Annotated in this window: 13 protein-coding genes and 3 pseudogenes; 11 read left to right on the top strand and 5 right to left on the bottom strand. The window is 65.4% G+C overall.

Annotated elements, in window-relative coordinates; genetic code table 11:
* Positions 1–77 precede the first annotated feature (77 nt).
* From MB828_RS40845 to MB828_RS40810, 8 genes and pseudogenes are all read left to right on the top strand, one after another.
* A complete protein-coding gene (locus MB828_RS40845; RefSeq protein ID WP_301652575.1) occupies positions 78–1,040 on the top strand; it encodes a carbohydrate ABC transporter permease in 963 nt (320 codons plus the stop codon).
* Positions 1,040–1,897 (top strand): carbohydrate ABC transporter permease, encoded by an 858-nt coding sequence (locus MB828_RS40840; protein ID WP_301652574.1) that lies wholly within the window; start codon positions 1,040–1,042, stop codon positions 1,895–1,897. The genes MB828_RS40845 and MB828_RS40840 overlap by 1 nt, the downstream gene beginning before the upstream one ends.
* A complete protein-coding gene (locus MB828_RS40835) occupies positions 1,894–2,883 on the top strand; it encodes a zinc-dependent alcohol dehydrogenase family protein (protein WP_301652573.1) in 990 nt (329 codons plus the stop codon). Before MB828_RS40840 ends, MB828_RS40835 begins: the two co-directional genes overlap by 4 nt.
* Before the next feature lie 44 nt (positions 2,884–2,927).
* Positions 2,928–3,929, top strand: coding sequence for a carbohydrate kinase family protein (locus MB828_RS40830; RefSeq protein ID WP_301652572.1), 1,002 nt, complete (start codon positions 2,928–2,930; stop codon positions 3,927–3,929).
* Between the two features lie 204 nt (positions 3,930–4,133).
* On the top strand, positions 4,134–6,401 hold the full coding sequence (locus MB828_RS40825) for an ATP-binding protein (protein WP_301652571.1): 2,268 nt from the start codon (positions 4,134–4,136) through the stop codon (positions 6,399–6,401).
* 304 nt (positions 6,402–6,705) lie between these two features.
* Complete coding sequence (locus tag MB828_RS40820; RefSeq protein WP_301652570.1) at positions 6,706–8,568, top strand: LamG domain-containing protein; 1,863 nt, start codon at positions 6,706–6,708, stop codon at positions 8,566–8,568.
* A 120-nt stretch (positions 8,569–8,688) separates the two neighbouring features.
* Positions 8,689–10,929: a pectinesterase family protein gene (locus tag MB828_RS40815; RefSeq protein WP_301652569.1), complete on the top strand. Its 2,241-nt coding sequence runs from the start codon at positions 8,689–8,691 to the stop codon at positions 10,927–10,929.
* Positions 10,930–11,041: 112 nt separating this feature from the next.
* Positions 11,042–11,910 (top strand): annotated as a pseudogene (locus tag MB828_RS40810) (LacI family DNA-binding transcriptional regulator).
* A 245-nt stretch (positions 11,911–12,155) separates the two neighbouring features.
* Here the strand turns inward: MB828_RS40810 and MB828_RS40805 are convergent.
* The 5 genes and pseudogenes from MB828_RS40805 to MB828_RS40785 form a co-directional block, all read right to left on the bottom strand.
* Positions 12,156–12,290, bottom strand: a pseudogene (locus MB828_RS40805) (helix-turn-helix domain-containing protein); the annotation flags it as partial.
* A gap of 125 nt (positions 12,291–12,415) precedes the next feature.
* Positions 12,416–13,186, bottom strand: coding sequence for a transposase family protein (locus MB828_RS40800; protein ID WP_301652567.1), 771 nt, complete (start codon positions 13,184–13,186; stop codon positions 12,416–12,418).
* A 219-nt stretch (positions 13,187–13,405) separates the two neighbouring features.
* Entirely contained in the window at positions 13,406–14,215 is an 810-nt protein-coding gene (locus tag MB828_RS40795; RefSeq protein WP_301652566.1) for an aldo/keto reductase, read from the bottom strand.
* 10 nt (positions 14,216–14,225) lie between these two features.
* A complete protein-coding gene (locus MB828_RS40790; protein ID WP_301652565.1) occupies positions 14,226–15,032 on the bottom strand; it encodes an aldo/keto reductase in 807 nt (268 codons plus the stop codon).
* A gap of 13 nt (positions 15,033–15,045) precedes the next feature.
* Positions 15,046–15,429, bottom strand: a complete 384-nt coding sequence (locus tag MB828_RS40785) for a hypothetical protein (RefSeq protein WP_301652564.1) — start codon at positions 15,427–15,429, stop codon at positions 15,046–15,048.
* A gap of 852 nt (positions 15,430–16,281) precedes the next feature.
* Between MB828_RS40785 and MB828_RS40780 the strand changes: the two genes are divergently transcribed.
* The 3 genes and pseudogenes from MB828_RS40780 to MB828_RS40770 form a co-directional block, all read left to right on the top strand.
* A complete protein-coding gene (locus tag MB828_RS40780; RefSeq protein WP_343236237.1) occupies positions 16,282–16,743 on the top strand; it encodes a DUF4038 domain-containing protein in 462 nt (153 codons plus the stop codon).
* Between the two features lie 139 nt (positions 16,744–16,882).
* Positions 16,883–17,110, top strand: a complete 228-nt coding sequence (locus tag MB828_RS40775; RefSeq protein ID WP_301652563.1) for a DUF5605 domain-containing protein — start codon at positions 16,883–16,885, stop codon at positions 17,108–17,110.
* Between the two features lie 989 nt (positions 17,111–18,099).
* Positions 18,100–18,836, top strand: a pseudogene (locus MB828_RS40770) (transketolase); the annotation flags it as partial.

The following is an 18,836-nucleotide window of genomic DNA, read 5'->3' as shown; positions in this document are numbered from 1 at the left end:
CGATCCACCCCACGCTCGCGGCCTCCCGGTCCCGCCCCCGCGGGACCGGGGCACCGGAGCCCAGCGGAGATGTACCGATGACCCTCACTCACTCGCTCGCCAAGCGTGCCCGGGCGCCGCAGACCGCCCACCCGGCGGCACCCCCACGGCGATCCCGCGGGGCCTGGGACCGGCGGGCCCCGCTGCTCCCGGCTCTGATTTTCATGATTGTGGTTACCCAGCTGCCGTTCGTCGGCACCGTGGCGATCTCGTTCATGCGCTGGAACGCCCTCGACCCGAACAGCAAGGCCTTCGCGGGTCTGCAGAACTACAAGGACGCGGTGACCGACCCGCAGCTGCGTTCCTCCCTGCTGACGACCGTCACGCTGACCGCCACGGTGGTTCTGGTCAGCCTGGTACTGGGCCTGGGTCTGGCCTTGCTCCTGGACCGCAGGTTCCGCGGCCGCGGCCTCGTGCGCACCATGCTGATCACCCCGTTCCTCGTGGTGCCGGTGGCCTCCGCTCTGCTGTGGAAGCACGCCCTGTACAACGCCACCTATGGGCTGATCAACGGCTCGCTGACCTGGCTGTGGAGTCTGTTCGGCAGTGACCACGCGCCGCAGCCCGACTGGCTGTCGTCGATTCCTCTGATGTCGGTGGAGGCGTCGCTGATCTGGCAGTGGACGCCGTTCATGATGCTGATCCTGCTCGCCGGACTGCAGAGCCGCCCCATGGACGCCGTCGAAGCCGCTCGCGTGGACGGCGCGAGCACCTGGCAGGTGTTCCGCTTTCTGACCTTCCCGCACCTGCGCCGCTATCTGGAGCTCGCCGCACTGCTGGGCAGCATCTACGTGGTGCAGAACTTCGACGCCGTCTTCACCCTCACCGGCGGCGGCCTGGGGACCGCCAACCTGCCCTACACCGTCTACGAGACCTTCTACCAGGCGCACGACTACGGGCAGGCCTCCGCGGAGGGCGTCATCGTCGTCCTGTGCTCTCTCCTCGTGGGCAGCTTCGCGCTCAGGACCGTCTCGTCCCTGCTCCGAGAGGAGACCCGCTGATGGCCACTACCATTGACACTCCCGGGGGTCTTACGGCTCGCCGCAAGCGCGGCGCACTCGGCCTGCTGGCCTGGCTCTGCGGCATCGTGTTCTTCCTCCCGGTCGCCTGGATGGTGCTCACCTCCCTGCACAGTGAGCCCGACGCCGCGACCAACCCGCCGAGTATCGGGGCGCCGCTGACCGTTCAGGGCTACCGGGAGTTTTTCGGCGCGAGCACCGGGGTCTCCCCCTGGCCGCCGCTGATCAACTCCTTCTCCGCGAGCCTCATGTCGACGCTCCTGGTGCTGGTGCTGTCCATCCCGGCCGCCTACGCGCTGTCCATCAAGCCCGTGCGCAAGTGGTCGGACGCGATGTTCTTCTTCCTGTCCACCAAGATGCTGCCCGCGGTGGCTGGCCTGCTGCCGATCTACCTGATCGCCAAGAACACCGGTCTGCTCGACAACGTCGCGCTGCTGGTCATCCTCTACACCTCGATGAACCTGCCGATCGCGGTGTGGATGATGCGTTCTTTCCTCTCCGAGGTTCCCGTCGAGATCCTGGAGGCAGCCTCCATCGACGGCGCCGGACTGCCCACCGTCCTGGCCCGGATCGTCGCCCCGGTCGTGGCCCCCGGCATCGCGGCAACCTCGCTGATCTGTTTCATCTTCAGCTGGAACGAACTGCTCTTCGCCCGGGTGCTCACCGGGGTCGTCGCCGGCACCGCACCCGTCTTCCTCACCGGCTTCGTCACCAGCCAGGGCCTCTTCCTGGCCAAGGTGTGTGCCGCCGCCGTCTGCATCTCCCTGCCGGTTCTCATCGCCGGATTCGCCGCCCAGGACAAGCTGGTCCAGGGCCTGTCCCTTGGAGCAGTCAAGTGAAAGCCGCCGTCATCAGCTCGCCCGGCCAGGTCGGCGTCGAGAGCGTCGACGACCCCACACCGGGCCCGGGGCAGGTGGTCATCCATGTCTCTGCCTGCGGTCTGTGCGGCACCGATCTGCACATCCTGCAGGGCGAGTTCGCGCCCACCCTGCCCATCATTCCCGGGCACGAGTTCGCCGGCGAGATCGTCGCCCTGGGCTCCGGAGTACGCGACCTCAAAGTCGGCGACCGGGTCGCCGTCGACCCCTCGCTGCACTGCCACGAGTGCCACTACTGCCGCATCGGACGCGGCAACCTGTGCGAACGCTTCAACGCCATCGGAGTCTCCGTCCCCGGCGGCGCCGCCGAGTACACGGCCGCCCCCGCCGCCAACTGCGTCAAACTCCCCGAGCACGTACGCACCGAGGACGCCGCCCTCATCGAACCCCTGTCCTGCGCGGTCCGCGGCTACGACATCCTGCGCTCCACGCTTGCCAGCAACGTACTGATCTACGGCTCCGGCACCATGGGCCTGATGATGCTGGAACTCGCCAAGCGCACCGGCGCGGCCACCGTCGACATGATCGACATCAACGAGGACCGCCTCGCCACCGCCCGCACCCTCGGCTGCAGCAACGCCGTGACCACCGCCGACGAGATCGAGCGCCCACGCGGCTGGGACGTGGTCATCGACGCCACCGGCAACGCCCACGCCATCCAGGAAGCCCTCGGCCGAGTCGGCAAGGGCGGCACCTACCTCCAGTTCGGTGTCGCCGACTACGAGACCAGGGCCACCATCGACCCATACCGCATCTACAATCAAGAGATCACCATCACCGGCTCGATGGCAGTCCTGCATAGCTACGAGCGCGCCGCCGAACTCTTCGCCGGCGGAGTCCTCGACCCGGAGATCTTCATCAGCGACCGACTGCCCCTGACGGACTACGCCGAGGCCGTACGGCAGTTCCAGGCCGGCAAGGGCCGCAAGATCCAGGTACTGCCGTGACCAGGAGTACCGAACCCGAACCCGACCGGGCCCGTACCGAGCCCATGCCGGCGGTCCCGACCGTCCGAAGGCTCACACCGGCATCTAGGCTCCCGGCGCTCGTCATCGGCGAAGCACTGGTAGACATCATCGCCGGCCCCGACGGCCCGCAGCGGAGCCATCCCGGCGGCAGCCCAGCCAACGTGGCGCTGGGCCTGGGCAGGCTGGGCCACCCGGTCCGACTCGCCACCCGCTTGGGGCGTGATCACTTCGGCAGCCTGGTGCAAAAGCACCTGGAAGACAGTGGTGTCGACCTGGCACCGGGATCAGTGGTCGACGCCGCCACCTCCACAGCGACAGCCGTACTCGATTCCGCTGGCGCCGCGAACTACACCTTCGACATCACCTGGGCACTCTCGAAGGCCGTCGAGGAAGCGCTGCGCGACGGACCACCGGCGCACGTCCACGCCGGTTCGATCGCCACCGCCCTAAGTCCAGGGGCCGACCAGGTCTTCAGTACCCTGCACGCCCTGCGAGCCTCAGCCACCATCTCCTACGACCCCAACCTGAGGCCCGCACTGCTCCGCCCCGCGGAGCAAGAGCGTGAACGGGTGGAACAACTCGTTGCCATCAGTGACGTGGTGAAAGCGAGCGAAGAGGACCTCGCCTGGCTGCATCCGGACGAGAACCCCGATAAGACAGCGGCCCACTGGGCACAAAACGGCCCGTCGCTGGTCGTCCTCACCCTGGGAGCGAAGGGCGCTCGGGCCTGGTGGCGACACGGCTGCCAGGACATAGCGCCGGTGCCCGTCCAGGTTGTGGACACCGTCGGGGCAGGCGACGCCTTCATGGCAGGCCTGACCAGCCGACTGTTGCACGCCGGCCTGCTGGGAGGGGGCCTCGGAGTCAAGGCGGCGACGGCGCGTGTGGCACTGCACGCGGCTACGGACACCAACCGCCTGCCCGCGGTTCTCGGCGACGCGCTGGCGGTCGCCGCCCGAACAGCCGCTCTCACGTGCACCCGTGAAGGAGCGGACCCACCCACAGCAGCAGAGCTGATGGTGTGAGCCGACGATGAGTCATCCGTCCCGCTCTGGCGTGGCAGGACGGGACCGATGGGTTATGCGATCGCGTATCCGGCAGTACGGCGCGCTTCGCCCGGTGCGACATCACTGACGTAGACGCCGTCGCTGACTCATCCAGGGCATGATCGCGGAGTTTGGTCAACTTGACTTCGCGACGAACGAGTTGGTGACTGGAAGGCGACAGCTATGACCACTGTGGCATCACGGACGGGGAATCTGCCGGCAGCGTTCACCAGTTTCGTCGGCCGGCAGCCTGAGGTCGCCGAGATCGGCGGCCTACTGCGGACAGCGCGGTTGGCGACGCTCACTGGGCCGGGGGGCGTGGGGAAGACGCGGCTTGCCCTGGAGGTGGCCGCCGGGTCAGCAAATGTCTTCCCGGACGGGGTATGGCTGGTGAACCTGGCCCCTGTGCAGGAGCCGGCCGCGCTGGCCGGTGTGGCCGCCGCCATCCTGGGGGTACCGGAACTCGGTGCCCTGTCTGTCGTGGAGCAACTTGCCCGGTACATGGCGCAGCGGCGGGCACTGATCGTGCTGGACAACTGCGAGCACCTGGCCAGTGCTTGCGCCGAACTCGCGAAATCCCTGCTCTCGGCCGCCCCCGAGCTGCACATCCTGGCAACGAGCCGCCATGCGCTGGGCCTCACGGGCGAGCACATCTTCGCCGTGGCTCCCCTGTCTCCAGCGGAGGCAGCCGGTCTGTTGCAGGACAGGGCGGGCGCTGTCCGTCCCGGTTTCCGGATCAGCGATACGAACCAGGCGCAGGTGTCCCGGCTGTGTGCCGATCTGGACGGGCTGCCGCTGGCGATCGAACTGGCTGCCTCCCGACTCCGCACCCTGACGGTCGGCCAAGTGGTGGACCGGCTCGCAGATCGCTTCGCACTGCTCACCAGCGGCGACGCGACCGCTTGGCCGCACCAGCACACGCTCCGCAAAATGATCGACTGGAGCTACGAGCTGTGCACCACGGCCGAGAGGCTGTTGTGGAACCGGCTGTCGATCTTCGCTGGGGGCTTTGATCTGGACGCGGTCGAGAGTGTCTGCGCGGGGGACGGTATCGCGGAGCACGAAGTGCTGGACCTCCTGGACCGGCTGGTCGCCCAGTCCGTCGTCCTAACCACTGAGGGCGGGGGCCTGCCGCGCTTCCGGCTGCTGGAGACCATCCGGCAGTACGGGCGGGAAAAGCTTGCCGCTTCCGGAGAGGAGGAGCGGCTGCTGCTGCGGCACCGCGACTTCTTTCTCACCCTGGCCCAGCGTGTCGACCAGGGCTGGTTCGGCCCCGGCCAAGCGCAGGCCCTGAACCAACTGCGCGCGGAGCACACAAATCTGCTGGCGGCCCTGGACTGCGACGCCGACCCGCAGATCAAGCTCGTGCTGGCCGCGGCGCTGGGCTTCCATTGGTGCGCTGGCGGCTTCCTCAGTGAGGGGCGCCGTCAGTTCGACCGGGCGCTCGCGGCGGCGCCCGAGTGCACACTGGCGCGCGGCCGTGCGCTCCTCGGTGCCTGCTGGGTTGCACTGACGCAGGGCGATCTCGCGGCAGCCGACCGGTGGTTGGACGAGGCCGAAGCACTGGCCGAGCAACTGGGCGATCCGGAATTGCGCGCCCAAGTAAGCGGCTTCCGCGGCTTGTCAGCGCACTACCGAGGGCAGCCGAAAGAAGGCATGGCCCCGTATGAGGACGCGAGAGCCGCTCTGATGGCACTGGGTAACGAGCGTGAAGCGACCTCCTGGCACCTGTCGCTGGCCTGCGTCCAGGCATACACAGGAGACCCTCGCGCGGCGGAGACGGGCCGGCAGGTGATCGCCGCCTTCGAGGCAAGCGGGGAGCGGTGGGGTCACGCGCAGGTTCTGACGGCACTGGGCCACAACGCCTGGGAACGTGGTGACAGAGAGGCGGCCAAGGCGCTGGCCCGGTCCGCGCTGGAGAACATGCGGGGATTCAACGACTGCGCGATGATCGCGCGCATGCTCGAACTGCTCGCCTGGGCCACAGCCTCCGACGGAACTCACGAGTGGGCGGCCCGGCTGCTGGGCGCCGCTGATGCTCTGTGGAAAGAGACTGGCAGCTCCATCCATGCGTTCGGCCCGCGGATAGCTGAACATCACGCGCGCTGCGAGAAGGCGGCCGCAGATGTCCTGGGCCTGGCGGCATACCTGCAGGCGCTAGCGGAAGGCAGCTGCCACGACAGTCCCAGTCAGGCCATCGAGTACGCCCTGGCCTCTGCTCATGAGCCGGTCTCGTCGGCCACCGCTCCTGGCCCACTGACATCCCGGGAGCGTGAGGTGGCGGCACTGGTGGCCAAGGGCCTGAGCAACCGGCAGATCGCCTCCACACTCAGACTCTCGCCGCGTACTGCCGACCGGCACGTCCAGAACATCCTCGGCAAACTCGGCTTCGGCTGCCGCGCCCAGATCGCTTCGTGGTGGTCCGCGAACCCGGTACCTACTGAGTTGTAGCCCGATACCCACTGTCCGGCGCCCCGCCCCGTGGGTAGAAATGCTTATCGCGCAAGCAGCGGTTGCCCACGATGCTCCTTGCATCAATGTCCGCTCCGACGCCCTCGGCTGCCGCGCACAGACTCGGCCTCAGTCACTGACCAGGTATTGAGCCAGAACATGCCTGCCGTCAGGTGCACACCCCCGGACTCCAGCGTGGCCGTCCCAAGCCGCAGCGCCTCAAACGCGGCGGCACGGATGCCGCTCAGGCCGTCGGACCACACGGCCGTGCACCGGTGTGGAAGTCCTCTGTAGGAGGAGAAGCATGCGAATAAGAAACATGGCCCAGGCCGTGCGTGCCCGCATACGGGCCGCGCTCTGGCGTGACCCGGCCTCACCAGCCGCGTCCGCCGACCCCGGCACGGTGTGGTCGGGCGGCTCGCCGCGCCGACGGCGCGTCGTCGCGGGCGTTGCCACAGCTCTGTCCGTGGTGGCGACGGCCGGTGGACTGACATTCACCGCCACCGTGCCGGCCCAGGCGGACGTCACCGACGGCTTGATACTGGACTACCCACTGGACGAGTTCAGCGGCAACGTGGCCTACGACTCTTCCGGCAACAACCGCGACGGCACCGTCAACGGCACTGTCAGCTGGAAAGGAAACGAAGGCCTGGCCTTCAACGGCTCCGACACCTACATCAAGATGCCCGACAACCTGATGGCCGGGCTCAGTTCGATCACCGTCGACTTCGACGTGTGGATTGACCCGACTATGGGCAAGCCGTACTTCCTGTACGGGATGGGCAACTCCAGCAACGGCAGCGGTAACGGCTACCTGTTCTCCACCGGCAACCAGTTCCGCACTGGCATCACCCAAAGCGACTTCCACGCGGAGCAGCAGACCCGGCCGTCCACCTCGTACCAGCTGGCGCGCGGCATGTGGAAGCACGTGACGTATACCCAGACCGGCAGCACCGGCATCCTGTACGAGAACGGTGCGGAGAAGGCCCGCAACACCTCCGTCGCCATCACCCCGGGCGCGATCGGCAACGGCACTACGGCCGCCGACTACATCGGACGGTCGCTGTACTCCACCGACCTGTACTTCAAGGGTCGGATGCGGGACTTCCGCCTCTACAACCGGGCCCTGGCCGCGAAGGAGGTGGCCGAGCGGGCCAACTGGCGCGACGTGCAGTGGCAGCAGTTGCAGGCCTTGGCCGACAACAACGGTGTCCTGGCGATGTGGCAGGCGGACACTGGGGTCACTGGGGGGAACGGGGCTTGGATGATCGTCCCCGCGGACTACCCGGACGACAAGTACTGCGCTTGGTGCCTGGTGGCCCCTACGGGATGGACCTCCGACTACGGGGTGGTGCCCACCGAGTGGCCCCAGCCGGATGTCCTGGTCCGCAGCCAGTTCACCCAGCAACAGATCAATGACATCGAGGACGCGGTCGTCAACCGGGTGCAGCCCACCTCGGACACACTGGTCCGCGACACCACCTACAACCTGAAGTATTTCTACGACGGTCCGAGCGACACGGTCGTGGTGCAGACCGATGCACCCACGTCGGTCACCGACCCGCTGAAGACGGCCTACCCCGGCAAGGTGACGATCCAGGCACTCCCCGGCGCTACCCCGGCGGGCAGGTGCACCAATGACACCGGGACCGCGGGCGAGGTTTCGGAGCTCCCCGCCGACCCGACAGAAGGCATGGACAACGACCGTACGGATCTTGAGTGGCAGCAGGTGGAGGCCCTGCGCGACTACAACTGTGCCCTGGCCGCGTACGACGACCCGACCACCGGGCCGGTCCTGGTCTTCCCATCGGACAGCACCGACCTCAGCGTGGTCAGCCCGTCGAACTGGACGTCGCCCTTCGGTCAGAAGCCGACTGACTGGCCGAAGCCGACCACTAAGAAAAGCGCGCAGTTCACCCTGCTCAAGATCAAAGAGATCCAGGCCGCGGTCCTCGATCAGCTGTCACCCGAAGACGTCGCCGACGGCAGCCCGTCATACGTCGTGTCGGTCTACTACGACGGTCGATCCGACCGGGTGGTGGTGGAGACCGACGCACCGTCCTCGGCCACGGATCCGCTGGTGACCGCCTACCCCAACCAGATCACCATCAAGCCGTACACGCCGCCCACCGCAGCCCCTGAGCCAGCCGAACAGGCCGTGAACTAAAGCAGGTCGTCCCCGCCGTGGGGTAGGAAAGGACAATCGATGAGACATTGCCTGTCCAGGACACGCTGCAGAACGCAGCGGCGAAAGAGAAGAATACCCAGCATCATGGTTGTCGCAGCCATGATCGCCAGCACCCTCAGCGCGGTCCTCTTCTGGGTGACGCAGCCGGCCTCCGCCCTGGTCGAGGACTACAGGGCCGCCAACTGGAACATGCAGGGCGCCCAGAACCAGCAGGACAACAAGTGGCAGTCTGGTGTCCGGGCTCTGATCAACGCCGGTCACAACGTGATCGCTTTGCAGGAAGCCGGCCAGGCGCCCGCGTCGGCAGGAAGCTTCAACGCCGCAGGCCAGTGGGTGTCGGGGCAGCCGGATCAACATTGGACATTCCTGACCGACCTGCGCAACGGCGCAGGCTACACGGTGTATGAGTACGAGTGGCGCCCCAACGGAACCCGTGGCGACGCCTACTACATCTACTTCATGCAAACCGACTTCGGCGCGAACCGGGTCAACCTCGCCATCGTCACCCACCGCAGGGCCGATGCAATCAACGTCGCCCGACCGTTCGTTAACGCCAACACCGGCACGACCGGCCGGCCAGCTTTGGGCATCAGGCTCGACAACACGTATTTCTGGAGCGTTCACGCATCGGCCAGCCGTGGATACGACGCTGCCGTCCTGCTCGAAAACATCGATGCGGCCTCGAATCACCGCCCGTGGGCTGCCTTGGGCGACTTCAACCGCGAGCCCCAAACCCTGCAAGCACACGCCGACCAGCACAACCTGTTCATCTACAGCACCGGCCAGGTCACCCATTACGGCGGGAGCGGAAACAACCGCGAACTCGACTACATGGTCACGAACGAACTGGTCCCAGGTTTCACCCCTGGTACCACAGACCTCGGCTCCGACCACCGCGCCGTCTTCTACTACACCCTACGCGCCAACGCAGACGTGCAGATCAGGGTGCCCAGTTTCGGCAACGCCACGCTCGCCGGCGACACATCCGAAGACGACCGGGTACGAGCCTGGGCCGAAGACACGTCCGGGTGGCCTGATGTGAACTGGCGTTACACCCAGGTCCAAGGCAGCGTGGTGACCATCAAGAATGACGACACGGGCCTGTGTCTGGATGCCTCCGACACGGTACTGAGAAGCAAGTCGTGCAACGGCAGCACCGCACAGCAGTTCTACGCCGATCTCTCACAAAACGGGCTACTTGAACTGCAGCCCTTTGTAAAACCCAGCATGTGCGTTGCACCAGTCGGCCGCCTTATCACCGGCCTTTCCTCCTACATGTCAACCACGGCCAGCTGCGGCGACCCGGGGGCTCACCTCGGCACCCGGTACAACGGCGACCCTGGATCCGGTGCGGCGCCCGCGATCTTCGGCCATCTGCAGGTTCCGTCCGCACTCACGGTCGCGGCGGACGGCTCCGCCCAGTACCGCACTGTGCAGGACGCGATCAACGCCGTGCCCGCGGACGGAAACCCTCACACCATCGTCGTCAACAAAGGCACCTACCACGAGGTCGTCAACGTCCCGAGCAACCTGACCAACCTCACCATCAAGGGCGCCACCGGCAATCCCGAGGACGTCAACATCACCTACGGCAACGCCCACGGGATGACCAACCCCGCGACCAGCCAGCCGTACGGCACTGACGGCAGTGCCACCGCCACCTTCAAACCGACCAACCTCAGGGTCCAGGATCTCACCATCACCAACTCCTTCGACCCAAGCCAGCATCCAGAGATCGACCAGTTCTCGACCCAGGCGGTAGCGCTGCTCGCCAGGGGTGACCGGCAGGTGTATACCAACGTCCGCCTCATCGGCCGCCAGGACACCGTGGAGGTCAAGTCTCCGGTCGCCACCGACCAGACCCGGCAGTACTTCCGCAACGTCTACGTGCAGGGCTCGATCGACTTCATCTTCGGCAACGCCACTGCGGTCTTCGACCACGCCAATATCGGTCTCGCCTCCTGGCCCGGCGGCACGATCACAGCACCCAACACCGATCAGGCGAAGCAGTACGGAATCCTCATCACCAACAGCACCATCTCCTCCTCGGCCGGAGCGAACACCATGTACCTCGGCCGGCCGTGGCACAGCACCACAACCGCCCAGCCCCAGGCGGTGATTCGGGACAGCTCGCTGCCCGCCGCAATCACTGCCGCCCAACCCTGGACCAACATGGACACCACCTACACCTGGCAGCAGGCCCGGTTCTTCGAGTACCACAACTCCGGCGCCGGAGCAGGAGTGAATTCCAACCGACCGCAACTGACCGACGCCCAGGCTGGGAATTACACCGCCCAGAAGTACCTGGCCGGCACCGACGGCTGGAACCCGACTTGGTGACCGCAGCAGAGTCCGCCCTCACCGAGCGGTGAACCACAGCGGGGCCGAGACAGCACAACCCTCCCGGCCCCGCCACTGCGAAGATGCCTCGTGCCGAGTGCATGCCCTGGTCATGCCCACCCCGAGGGTCACGATCGCGCAAGTCGCAGCCGAGGCCGGTGTGTCCGCCATGACCGTCTCCAACGTCATAAACGAGCGTCCCGGAGCCTCTGTGTCCACCCGGCAGCGCGTCCTAGACGTCGCGAGACGACTCGGCTACACCCCGCACGGCAAGCGCGGCCGGACCGGCCTCATCGGCGTTCTCACCCTGGATCTCACCGGGGAGTACAGCCTCGAAGTCGTCCGTGGCATCGCCGAGGAAGTCGCCGACGACGAACGCGAACTCCTGCTGAACGCCTCCCTCGACGCCATCCGGGAATGCGACCGCATCGCGTTCTTCGCGGGCGGTCTCGTCGAAGGTCTGTTGCTCATCGCGCCCGTCCTCGAACCGGACACGTTGCGAGAGGTCCAGGAGGCGGATCTCCCGGTCGTAGTCATCGATCCGCGTCGCCTCGATGTGGACCTGCCCAGGGTGACAGTCGGCAACTACGACGGTGTCCGGGCCGGCACCCAGCACCTGATCGAGACCGGCCACCGGCACATCGCCTACATCCGCGGCGAGGACGACCACGAGAGCACCGAGAAGCGCTACCGCGGCTGCACCGACGCCCTGCGCCTGGCCGGCATCAAGCCAGACCCCACCCTGGTGGCCTCACTAACTTCAACCGCCAGGGCGGCGTGCACGCGGCCACACAACTGCTGAGCGCACAGCGCCGCCCCACCGCCATCGTCGCCAGTGCGGACCTCATAGCCGTGGGCGCCCTCGATGCTGCCCGAGCTCTGGGACTGTCCGTACCCGACGACCTCCCGCAGTACCCCGCTGCTCACCACCGTGCGGCAGCCCCCTGCACGAAATGGGCCGCGCGGGCACCCGGGCCCTGATGTTCCTCATCGCACGCCAGCCCCTCCCCACAGACGACATCCTCCGCGCCACGACAGCACGCCCTGCACCAGGGGCGGGACCACCTCCCCAGTCATGGCGCGAGTGCGTTCAGCAGCCTCGGCGATGCCTGGAGCGCCGTTCGTTGCATCAGGTCCACGACGCCACGCGTGCCCGCCATCTCCGATCCTCCGCCGGCTCGGCCGGGGCCGCCGTGACGCAGGGCAGGGAGGGGGGATCCGTGGCCGGTTACGTGCCGGTACGCGGACCGCCGCTCCTCCAACGCACCGTTGTAGAGGGAACACTGCTCCCGCAGCATCTCGCCGAGCGACTGGGCCTGACGGACGGTCGGATACATCAGGAACTTGTACGCACGGATCAACGAGATCACCCCCTCCGACTGTTGTGATCATCCTAGTGCGGGTCACTGGCAACGGCGGTCCCTCTAAAGGGTGTTGCACAAGGCTGGGTGTGGGCAGGTCAGAGCCCGTGATCGCGGTCTTCTGGTCATGATGCGAGGGCGAGGTTGTGCATGCGGGCGACGGCCTGGACCGCGTGATGGAGACCGTCGCCCCGCTGGCGGCAGTCCCGCAGGATCTTGTAGTTCTTCAGCCGGCCGATGACGTGTTCCACCCGAGCACGGACCCTGCGGTGCTCGGCGTTGTCGTCCTCCTCGCCCGGCAGCAGGGCCCGTCCCGGGCGTTTGCGATGCGGCACCGCCATTCCGCAGTTGAGATAAGCGCCGTCGCCCAGCACCGTCACACCCTCGCAGTACTGGCTCAACCCGGACGCCCGCCAGGCATGGGCGTCCGCGGTCGTCCCCGGCACCGGCCGCGCCGCCGCGATCACCAGCCGGGTGTCGGCATCCACGACGACCTGCACGTTCGCCGAGAACCGGTAGTTACGGCTGGAAGCCGCCACGCTCCGGTCCCGCAGCGGGATCAGCGTGCCGTCCACGATCCACAACCGGTCCGCGGCATCCGCCGGACGGGCCACGGGTTCGATCGCGAGCAGGGGTCCCAGCCGCTGGATGACCCGGCACACCGTGGAGGAGGAGACACCGAACAGCGGACCGAGCTGCCGCATCGTGAGGTTCGTGCGGTAGTACACCGCGACCATCAGCACCCGCTCGGCCAGCGGCAACGACCACGGCCGGCCCCGCAACGTGCCGTTGCCGCCCCGCTCCCACACCACCTTCAACAGACCCGAGAACTGCGCCACCCGCAGCCCCGTGAACGTCTCCACCCACACCCGCTCAGCCCTTAACACCCCAGCCATACAAGGGATATGCCCAGCTCAGAGCCTTACGCAACACCCTTTAGAGGGGGTCTAAGCGCCCCTACAAGTCACGTCATACGACAGCGACGGCTGCGTGGCGGACACAGCTGATCAACTTGCCGACCTCCGCAATGGACGCTGTCGCCGCCCGGCCCACCTATCCAGACACGAAGAATAAAGGCGTAGCTGAAAGCTGGGCATCGCCCTCAGAGGCAGAGGTCACTCGTGTTTGCCAAAGCCGTTGAGATACTGATTTTTATCCATGGCACGCACCTGATTCATCTCTTCGTCAGTCAGTTCGAAGTCGAAGATGTCGATGTTCTGCGCTAGATGCTCCGGGTTGGTTGAACTGGGGAAGATTATCGTGCCCTCCTGGATATGCCAGCGCAAGATGATCTGAGCATTCGATTTGCCGTATTTTTTACCCAGGTGCGCGAAGACCGGCTCTTCAAGCAGGCTCCGGTTCCCCCGCCCCAACGGATACCAGCCCTCGATGGCAGTTCCAGCTGGCTCTATGAGCGCGGGAAGATTCTTCTGCTGATAGTAAGGATGCGACTCAACCTGCAAAACTTGCGGTTTGACCGTCGCGAAGTTCAGCAGATCTTCGAGCCGCTTTCCGTTGAAATTGGAGATGCCGATGCTTCGCGTCTTCCCTTCCGCCAGGGCCTGCTCTAGAAGTCGCCAGCCACTTTGCCAGGTAGCTGAATAGGTATGGAGCAGTACTAGATCAACATAATCAGTGTCTAGACGTTCCAGCATCTTGTCCATCGCCCGGACATCCTTGTAGTCGCCAGTGAAGAACTTACTGGTGACCCAGACCTGATTACGCGGGATGCCTGATTCACGCACGGCTTTGCCAACAGATGCCTCATTGCCGTAGATATGCGCGGTGTCAATGTGGCGGTAGCCCAGCTCAAGCGCCGTCCTCACCGTAGTCTCGCTGACATCGCCTTTTTTGACGCGGTACATACCGAGACCAAATTGAGGAATCTTTACACCGTTGTTCAGCGTGATTGCTGTCTGCGCCATGGGTGTCCTTCTATTTCCCGTATTTATTTAGGTACTGGTTTTTGTCCATGGCCTGGATCTGCGCCATCTCGCCATCCGTCAGCTCAAAGTCGAAGATGTCGATGTTCTGCGCTAGGTGCTCCGGGTTGGTTGAGCTGGGGAAGACCACGCTTCCCTCCTGAATGTGCCAGCGCAAGATGATCTGAGCATTCGATTTGCCGTATTTGGCGCCAAGTTGGGCAAACAAAGGCTCCGAGAGCAGTCCACGGTCGCCGTGCCCCAGGGGGTACCAGTCCTCCAAAACTGTTCCGTATGGGGCCAGGAAACCTCTCAGCGACTTCTGCTGGTAATAAGGATGCCGCTCAACCTGCAGTACGTGCGGTTTGATGGTGGCGAAATCCATGAGGTCCGACAGGTTCTTGCCGTTGAAGTTGGAGACGCCAATACTGCGCGCCTTCCCCTCCGACAATGCCTGCTCCAGCAATTGCCATCCGTACTTCCAGGCTGGCGAGTATTCATGAAGGAGGACAAGATCTACATAATCCGTGCCCAAGCGCTCCAACATCTGATCCATCGCCGCAGGATTTCGATAATCGTTGGCGTACGAAGAGAACTTGCTCGTGATCCACACCTCTTCGCGCGGCACACCCGCCGCACGAATCCCCGCCATGACTGAAGCCTCATTGCCATAGATATGCGCCGTGTCAATATGGCGGTATCCCAGCCCCAGGGCCGTTTTCACTGCACCCTCTGTCACCGATCCCCGAGGAACCTGGTACACACCGAGGCCAAACTGGGGAATCTCTCTGCCGTTGCTCAATGTCACTGCGTTACGCATTTTTCCTGTCCCCTTACTTCGTGTTATCCGTGGCGGTCAGAACGACCGTCACCTGATTATCCGCCCAGCTGTAGGCGGCGGTCACGACGGGCTCTACGGACACGTGCTCTCCATGGTCTTTGAGCGTCGCCATCATCGCTTGATAGTGGCTGGCAGAAGTCCAGCCCATACCCCCTTCCACACCCTTAACGTAAAGTGTCATAAAAGTGTGGCGATCAGTATCGTCGGTCACGACAGTAATGCTGGTGACCTCGTCTCCAGCAAGCATGACTTTCATCTGGGCGCTGTCATCACCCACTGCCACAACATCCCCAATCGGTTTGGCAGGGAGTTGAAACTCAGTAGGCACCTTGGCATTGAATCCTCTGACCAGGTCTGCGTACGCGGCGAGTTTCATATTCACATCTCTCTTTCTTGGTGGTACGAATCGTTGAGATGGCACCACGGAGGCCACACCGAGGGCGGCACCAGCTCACTTACTTCGCAGGCCCGCAACCCTATCGGCCGTTTTCCGTGAATTCAATCGTTGTGGTACTGCAGAGGGGGGTAGATTTTCTTCCCCCCCTGTCGCCAGATCAAGTGTGCAATCATGCGCGCAGCAAACGTAGGCGGCACACCATTGACCTCCTGACCAGGCCGTTCACCGACGAACGCACCCATCGGGGTACGCGGGCCGGTACCTGCCTCCACCCGGTCAGAAGGAAAATCGGGTTCATCGAAGGTGATAAGGAAAAGAGGAAAAGGTACCTCTAGATTAATGCGAGCGTTGGAGCGTGAGGTGGCCTTCGGGCGGGGCACGGCCTGTACCCGCCTGGCCGGCCCTGACCGAGTCCCAGCAACATGCGAGGGGCATCCCCGGGCCACGCCCTGGCCGCGCTCCTCGACATCGCCGCCGCCGCGCTGCCTGCAGAAGCGGCCATGAGCCCCTGGTCTGCTGCAACGCAGCGTTGCCGTCTGTGCGGACAACTACACGGATGCCTCGGCTGACCGGGATAGCGCGGTGGCGTCGGGTGTCTGTCTGGCCGCGTGCCCGATGGCTCCACCCGTGTTCAGCAGCCTGATGAAGATTTCGAGGACGACGTGCGGCTCGCGCGGGACATCATCAGCCATGCCGAGAAACCGCCGGTCACCGCCAGGCATTGCGGCCAGTCCTCTCAGGCTCAGCACAGCACCATGGCCTCGCATCCTGTTCCACCCGTACGACCGATGGGGTTTCGCTGGGCTCGACCCCGCGGTCGACGAGCAGTATGTGCGCTACGTCGTGCGGCGACTCGCGGCGCTCTCGAACGTGTGGTGGTCGATGGCCAACGAGTACGATTTCGTATGGGCCAAGGACGAGGACGACTGGGGGCGGCTGGCGGCAATCGTGTCAGCGGAGGATCCCTTCGGGCATCTAAACTCCATCCACAACTGCCAGCCGTTCTACGACTACTCGAAGCCCTGGATCACTCACGTGAGCATCCAGCGCGTGGACGTCTACCGGATCGCGGAGAACACCAATGAGTGGCGCGATCGGTGGGGCAAGCCCGTCGTCATCGACGAATGCGCGTATGAGGGCGACATCGACCAGGGCTGGGGCAACATCACCAGCGAGGAGATGACGCGCCGCTTCTGGGAGGGTGCGGTGCGCGGCGGGTATGTCGGCCACGGTGAGACCTACCTCCCCTTCCCGCAGGGCGAGGCGGAAGCCCCCCGGGCGGGCCGGCGATGACGCCGAGGTGCTGTGGTGGTCGAAGGGGGCGTGCTGCACGGCGGCTCGCCCGACCGCATCGGTTTCCTCGACCGGATCCTCGCGGAGGTACCGGAGGTACCGGAGGGAGCGCTGGAGCCGCGCCCTATCCGACTGGGACGTGCCCTGGGCGCAGCCAGCGGACGGCACCATGCGGATCGGCTACTTCGGCTTCAACCGCCCACGGTTCCGCAACCTCGTGCTGCCCAAGGGCGAGTGGACGATCGATGTCCTCGACACCTGGAACATGACCGTCGAGCGCGTTCCCGGCACGTTCTGCGGCACGGCGCGCACGGAGTTCCCCGGTCGGCAGTTCATGGCCGTCCGCCTGTTGCGCGTTGCTGACTGAGGACAACCGAGCGGGTGCGCGCGGCAGTTCCCCTGTGGAGGACGAAGCGAGCGCTACGTTGATCCGGCTCGAGCGGGAGCCAGGGCCGACGTTCCTCTCGTGAGAACCATATGATCCTCCGCATTTTGAGAAACCTCAGAAGGGAAGTTTTCTCTCCCAGGGGCGGCCCCTACAGGGGATAGATTCCTCCCCCCCTTGCGGCGATGCAGTTTCGATGGGTGGTAGCTATCGTCAGTTGCGTCACGTGCCCAGCTAGAGGAATCGGCGGATGGTATTTCTACTGACGATTCAGCAGGCGAGGACGTTCGGAGGGGTTGGTCGGCGGGAAGCGTCTCAGCCCGATACGCGGGTGCTGCTTGTCGCAGACCGCCTCCGGGAACGCGTCTTCGCCCACCCCAAGCATGTCGGATCGGACTCATTCCGCGTGCGATTTCCCGCAGGCCGCTGTTACATCGGTCGGCTGCGGGCTGGGACGGAATTGTCTCCTTCCCGTCATGACCGGGATGGATTTTGCCCATCGAGACTTTCCGGCGTGATGCCGCGCCCGTCAGAGGCCCGACTTGTTCGGCCAGGAGAGCGCCGTGCTCAACGCCGACGAGGCAACGTCGCTCACGCCCGTGGGCTCTGCGGCTCCAAGCCCGGCCTGGCTATGGCCGAAAGGAGCAGCGAGGGTGGGTCATTTCGCCGTTGGTCGGGCCGGGGAGTCTGCGTGCGCCCGGGGTGCGGCTCCGGGGTTCGCCTCGAGCTGGGCGCGTTCGTTGTGGGGCCGCGGGTGGCCTTGGGCCAGGGTTGACTCTCCCGGTGTCACAAGCATCTGCGATCACAGGGAGAGACCCCCTGCGCATCAAGGCACGCAAACCAGGGGGCGGGGAGATCTTCGACCCGCTTGGCGGCTGGATTCCCTGCAGGATTTGGTCGACCAACAACGGTCTTTAGCTACGCAGTGAGAACGTCGGCTCGGCACTTGGCGGAACGGAGCAATGAGCACTATGGCACCCCCCTCTCCAGCGATCACTTCAGACCTCGAGTGGACCGAGTTGGACCAGCGGGCCGTCGACACCGCCCGCGTCCTGGCCGCCGATGCCGTACAGAAGGTCGGCAACGGCCATCCGGGTACGGCGATGAGCCTGGCGCCGGCCGCGTACACCCTCTTCCAGAAGGTGATGCGGCACGACCCGTCCGATCCCGACTGGGTGGGCCGCGACCGCTTCGTGCTGTCCGCCGGTCACTCGTCGCTGACCCTCTACACGCAGCTGTACCTGGCCGGCTTCGGCCTGGAGCTGTCGGACCTCGAAGGCTTCCGCACCTGGGGCTCGAAGACCCCCGGTCACCCGGAGTACGGCCACACCAGGGGCGTGGAGACCACCACCGGCCCGCTCGGCCAGGGTGTCGCCAACGCCGTGGGCATGGCGATGGCCGCCCGCTACGAGCGCGGCCTGTTCGACCCGGACGCCCCGCAGGGCGAGTCCCCCTTCGACCACTACATCTACTGCATCGCCGGTGACGGCTGCCTCCAGGAGGGCATCTCCGCCGAAGCGTCCTCGATGGCCGGTCACCAGAAGCTCGGCAACCTGATCCTGCTGTGGGACGACAACCACATCTCGATCGAGGGCGACACCGAGACGGCCGTCTCCGAGGACACCGTCAAGCGGTACGAGGCGTACGGCTGGCACGTGCAGCGGATCGCCCCGAAGCCGGACGGCGACCTGGACCCGCACGCCATCTA

This window comes from Streptomyces arenae, assembly GCF_022343545.1.
GTDB lineage: Bacteria > Actinomycetota > Actinomycetes > Streptomycetales > Streptomycetaceae > Streptomyces > Streptomyces humi.
The sequence above is the reverse complement of the archived record's forward strand: the minus strand, read 5'-3'. Positions and strand labels throughout refer to the sequence as shown.